Source organism: Butyrivibrio sp., assembly GCF_017940685.1.
Taxonomy (GTDB): Bacteria; Bacillota; Clostridia; order Lachnospirales; family Lachnospiraceae; genus Butyrivibrio.
Window position 1 is genome coordinate 1 of sequence record NZ_JAGAYD010000233.1, and the last position, 5,714, is coordinate 5,714.

A 5,714-nucleotide genomic window follows, 5' to 3' on the forward strand; every position below is an offset into this window, starting at 1 on the left:
ATGGTTGCTGCAGAGGCAACTGGTATCAGTACTTACAGACGTATCTTTAAGCACCTTATCCCTAATGTAGTACCTCAGCTTATCGTTTTTGCCAGCATGGGACTTGGTGATGTAATCCTTGCAGAAGCTACACTTTCATTCCTTGGACTTGGAATCAAGTATCCTGCAGCTTCATGGGGAAGTATCATTAACGCTGTTAACGATTCATACGTTATGAGCAATTATGTATTTGTATGGCTTCCTGCAGGACTATTTATTCTGCTTACAGTTTTGGCTTTCAACTTTATCGGTGATGGCCTTCGTGATGCATTTGATCCAAAGATGAAGAGGTGATTAAGATGGCAAAAAACAGTAATTACATCTCTGCTCGTGAATCCAGAAAGATCACCAGAGAAAATCGTAAGATCACTGCAGAGATTGAGAAAAAGAGAAACAGAAGACATATTCCTGAAAGTGAGTATATCACTCACATGAAGGATCCTAATAACTGCGTTGAGTTTGACAATGTTCACACTTACTTCTTTACAGATATAGGAACAGTTAAGGCTGTAGACGGCGTATCATTTGAGGTTCCTATTGGTAAAACAGTTGGTATTGTTGGTGAGTCAGGCTGTGGTAAGTCAGTAACCAGCCTTTCACTTATGCAGCTGGTTCAGCGTCCTGCTGGTCAGACTGTAGAAGGTGAGATCAGATTTAACACTGGAAAAGAGGCTGTAAACGTAGTGAATGCTCCAGCTTCTTACATGCAGAAGCTTCGTGGTAACTCCATGGGAATGATCTTCCAGGAGCCCATGACATCACTTAACCCGGTATTTCGAATTGGTGATCAGGTTGATGAAGTAATAAAGCTTCACAACCCTGACATGACAAAAGAGCAGGTTAAGGCCCGTACAATTGAGATGCTTCAGCTTGTTGGTATCGCCAACAAAGAAGGCGTTTACAAGATGTATCCTCATGAGCTCTCTGGTGGTATGAGACAGCGTATCATGATCGCCATGGCTCTTGCCTGTGACCCTAAGCTTATCATCGCAGATGAGCCCACTACTGCTCTTGATGTTACTATTCAGGCGCAGATCCTTGACCTTCTTCGTGACCTTAAGGACAAGATAAACAGCTCTATCATGCTGATCACTCACGACCTTGGTGTTGTAGCAGAAATGGCTGACTACGTGGTTGTTATGTATGCAGGAAGAGTTGTAGAAAAAGGAACAGCAAAAGAGATATTCAAAGATCCAAGGCATCCATACACGATAGGTCTTATGAATTCAAAGCCTGTTGTAGGTAAGCATGTAGACAAGCTCTACAGTATTCCTGGAAACGTTCCTAACCCTATTGATATGCCTAATTACTGCTATTTCAAGGATAGATGCGAGATGTGCACAGAAAAGTGCAGCGGCGCATATCCAGGTGTTTACAAGATATCACCTACCCATGAAGTAAGCTGCTACAGATGTGAGGAAGGAGGCGCAGCACTATGAGTACAGAGAACGTTAATGCCTCTTCTGAGAACATCTTAGAGGTTAGAAATCTTAAAAAATATTTCCCTATCAAGGGTGGATTTTTTGGTGGTGTAACAGGACAGGTCAAGGCTGTTGACGATGTTTCTTTTACCATCAAAAAAGGTACCACAATGGGGCTTGTAGGAGAGTCGGGCTGTGGTAAGTCCACAACTGGAAGAACTATATTAAGGCTCCTTGAAAAGACTGAGGGAGATATCATTTTTGACGGTAAAGATATCAGCACCCTTGATAAGAAGGCCCTCAGGGATCTTCGTACCAAGATGCAGATCATCTTCCAGGATCCATACTCATCTCTTTCACCAAGACTTCCTATCGGAGAGATCATTGGTGAGGCAGTAAGAGAGCACGGTATTGTTTCTGATAAAGAGTATGATGAATACATCACATCTATCATGAAGGAGTGCGGCCTTCAGGATTACCACAAGGACAGATACCCTCACGAGTTCTCTGGCGGTCAGAGACAGAGGATCTGTATCGCAAGAGCCCTTGCTCTTAAGCCACAGTTTGTTGTGTGTGACGAGCCTGTTTCAGCGCTTGACGTTTCAATCCAGGCCCAGATCATTAACCTGCTTAAGAAACTCCAGGAGGACAGAGGACTTACATATCTGTTCATTTCTCATGATCTTTCAGTTGTTGAGCACATCTCAGATACCATCGGTGTAATGTATCTTGGAAATCTTGTAGAGACAGGAAATACAGAGGACATCTTTGCTAAGCCTCTCCACCCATATACTCAGGCACTTTTCTCAGCTATACCAATGCCTGATCCGGATATCAAGAAGGACAGGATCCTCCTTCAGGGTGATATACCATCACCAGCAAATCCACCAAAGGGCTGTAAGTTCCATACAAGATGCTCTAAGTGCATGGAGAAGTGCAAAACAGAAGTTCCTGCTCCTAAGGACATGGGAAATGGCCATGTAGTATGTTGTCATCTTTACGATTAAACGATTGATTACGTTACTTAATTAAAGTGAGTAAAACATTGAAAAAGGCGAGTAAAATCGCCTTTTTTTAATGGAAAAAAGGGCCCTTGTATGATAGAATATTCCTAGGCAGAAAACTATTTTTCAAAAAATAGTTCCATCATTTTTTTATTTTGTAAAGGGGAGAACTTATGGCAAAAACAATGGCTGAATGGAAAATCGGCGATCCTATGATTAACGAGCGTGATTTCTGGCAGGATCCTAATTATAAGGCAGAAGATCCTGAGAAAGAGAAGATGGTCATAGAGCTGGCTACTCTTATCACTGATCGTATGATCAAAAAACTCACAAAGAAGATCAACAATCACGATCCAGAGTACTGGATGCTTGATCGTATTCTTAATAAAGATCAGGTAAGATTCTGTCTTAACTTCAAAAAGACAAGAGTTCCTTACTCAATACCTGAGCTTGCCAAGATGAACAATATGACTGAGGAAGAGACCACCAAGATGGTACATGACCTCAGATACATAGGTATCATTGAGCAGAACAGAGCTAAGACTCCTGACAAGCACCTTCAGTATGAGCTTCCTATTTTCGTTCCAGGCTCAGCTGAATTTATGATGATGCAGAACAAGGTTACAGATGAGCATCCTGAGCTTGCTACATTCTTTAACCTTATGACACAGCTTCCACTACAGAATGTTACAGAGATGGTTCCTCCAGGAGGAGCTGGAATCGGTATGCATGTAATACCTGTTGAGAAGGCTATTTCTCTTGAAAATCAATCAGTTCCAGTTGAGCATCTTTCACGCTGGATCGACATGTATGATAAATATGGCATCTCAGAGTGCTCCTGCCGTAAGCAGCAGGCTATGAGAGGTGAAGGCAGTGGAGAGATCCGCGGTGATTACTGTATCGGTATGGGCGACATGGCTGAGTACATGGACGACCGTGGAATCGGACACTATATCACCAAGGAAGAAGTTTACGAGATCCTTGAGAGAGCTGAGCGTCACGGATACGTTCACCAGATCACCAATATTGATGGTGAGGGCAAGATCGTAGCTATCTGTAACTGCGCACCTGGTGTATGTAACGCTCTTCGTACATCACAGCTCTTTAATACTCCTAATATGTCTGCTTCTGCATACAGAGCACACGTTGAAAAAGAAAAATGTGTTGCCTGTGGTAAGTGCGTAGAGGTTTGCCCTGTTGGCGCAGCCAAGCTTGGACAGAAGCTCTGCAAGAAGGACGGCAGTGAAGTTAAGTATCCAAAGAGTGAGCTTCCTGACAACAAGAAGTGGGGACCACACAAGTGGAACTACAACTATCGTGATGATGCCAAGATCAACTGCTATGAGACAGGTACAGCACCCTGTAAGACAGCCTGTCCTGTACACCTTTCAGTTCAGGGTTACATCAAGATGGCTGCTGAGGGCAGATATGAAGATGCATTAAAGCTTATCAAGCAGGACAACCCACTTCCAATGATCTGTGGCGCTGTCTGCAACAGAAGATGTGAAGATGCCTGCACAAGAGGAACCATCGATCAGCCTCTTGCTATTGATGAGATCAAGAAGTTCATCGCATCCCTTGACCTTAAGAAAGAGGACAGATACATACCTCTTTGCGAGAAGCACGACGGCGGAATGTGGAGCGATGATTACAAGGTAGCGATCATCGGTGGAGGCCCTGCAGGACTTTCTGCAGCTTACTTCCTTAGACAGAACGGCTATCCTGTAACAGTCTTTGAGAAAGAAAAGAGAGCCGGCGGAATGCTTATGAATGGTATTCCAAGCTACAGACTTGAAAAGGACATCATCGAGGCAGAAATTGATGTTATCCGCCAGATGGGTGTAGAGTTTAAGTGCGGCGTAGAAGTTGGTAAGGACATTACCATTGATCAGCTCCGTGCAGAGGGATACAAGGCATTCTTTATCGCAATCGGTATGCAGGGCGGAAGACTTGCTGGAGTTCCTGGTGAGGACGCTGAGGGCGTTCAGACAGGTGTTGATTTCCTTCGCAAGATCAATCAGGATCACGGAATCAAGCTTAGCGGCGATACAGTCGTGATCGGTGGTGGTAACGTTGCAATCGACGTCGCAAGAACAGCTGTAAGAGCTGGTGCTTCCAAGGTTACAATGCTTTGCCTTGAAAGTGAAAAAGAGATGCCTGCAGCCAAGGACGAGGTAGAAGAGGCAAAAGAAGAAGGCATTGAAGTTAAGAACGGATGGGGACCTAAGGAAGTAGTTGTTGAAAATGGTCACGTAAAATCAGTTATCTTCAAGAAGTGCGTATCTGTATTTGATTCAGAGCACAGATTTGCGCCACAGTACGACGAGAACGATACGATTGAGATTCCGTGTGAGAACCTCCTCCTTTCAATTGGACAGTCAGTTCAGTGGGGAGACCTTCTTAAGGGAACTAAGGTTGAACTTAACAGAAATGGCACAGCCAAGGCTGACGCTCTTACAAGACAGACAGCAGAGCCTGATATCTTTGTTGGCGGCGATGTATTTACAGGAGCTAAGTTCGCTATCGACGCTATCGCAGGCGGAAGAGAGGGCTACGTTTCAATCAACCGTTTCGTACACAAAGGAAACAGACTTGATCTCGCCCGTGACAGAAGAGAGTTCATCGAGCTTGATAAGGATGATATCAAGGTTGAGTCTTTCGACAATGCACAGAGACAGATTCCTGGTAAGAAAGCAGGAGTTGCCAAGGACACATTTGATGATCTTCGCCTTACTCTCACAGAGGAGCAGGTTAAGACTGAGGCAGCAAGATGTCTTGGATGTGGTGCTACAACAGTAGATGAAAACCGTTGTATCGGATGCGGACTTTGCACAACTAAGTGCGAATTCGACGCTATCCACCTCACACGTGATATGCCTGCAGCCAGCACAATGTACAGGTCAGAAGACAAGCTCAAGGCTGTCGGACCTTACGCTATCAAGAGAGCCGGCAAGATCCTCATCAACAAGATCTCAGGCGACAAGTAATCCACAATATCCCAGTAACTTTAGGGGCCTACCTTCTGGTAAGGCCCCTTTTTTCATGCACAAGATACGGTGACAAGACACGGGGACGGTTCTAAGCCACGGGGACGGTTCTGTTGGCTGGTTTGATATGTACCCTCTTTTCTGGACAATACAAATCCAGGAAGGAGGGTTATTTTATGCGCTATAGCTATGAATTCAAAAAGAAATGTGTGGAGTTGTATTATCGTGGAGAGTATCCAGATACTCCTGATGGAATAGGGCTC

At 44.4% G+C, this 5,714-nt stretch carries 4 protein-coding genes; all 4 read left to right on the forward strand.

All coding sequences use genetic code 11. From position 1 onward, the window contains the following. A partial coding sequence (locus tag J6I68_RS13800; protein WP_292221174.1) for an ABC transporter permease occupies positions 1–333 on the forward strand: 333 nt, incomplete at its 5' end. Positions 334–338: 5 nt separating this feature from the next. Then, positions 339–1,478, forward strand: a complete 1,140-nt coding sequence (locus tag J6I68_RS13805; RefSeq protein ID WP_292221176.1) for an ABC transporter ATP-binding protein — start codon at positions 339–341, stop codon at positions 1,476–1,478. After that, positions 1,475–2,467 carry an ABC transporter ATP-binding protein gene (locus J6I68_RS13810; protein WP_292221177.1) on the forward strand — a complete coding sequence of 331 codons (993 nt, stop codon included), beginning with the start codon at positions 1,475–1,477 and terminating at the stop codon, positions 2,465–2,467. Before J6I68_RS13805 ends, J6I68_RS13810 begins: the two co-directional genes overlap by 4 nt. A gap of 209 nt (positions 2,468–2,676) precedes the next feature. After that, positions 2,677–5,451: an FAD-dependent oxidoreductase gene (locus tag J6I68_RS13815; protein WP_292221178.1), complete on the forward strand. Its 2,775-nt coding sequence runs from the start codon at positions 2,677–2,679 to the stop codon at positions 5,449–5,451. Positions 5,452–5,714: the final 263 nt, after the last annotated feature.

Coding starts and splice junctions, on each gene's coding strand:
- J6I68_RS13805 (WP_292221176.1), top strand. CDS start 339: ATGGCAAAAAACAGTAATTACATCTCTGCTCGTGAATCCAGAAAGATC.
- J6I68_RS13810 (WP_292221177.1), top strand. CDS start 1,475: ATGAGTACAGAGAACGTTAATGCCTCTTCTGAGAACATCTTAGAGGTT.
- J6I68_RS13815 (WP_292221178.1), top strand. CDS start 2,677: ATGATTAACGAGCGTGATTTCTGGCAGGATCCTAATTATAAGGCAGAA.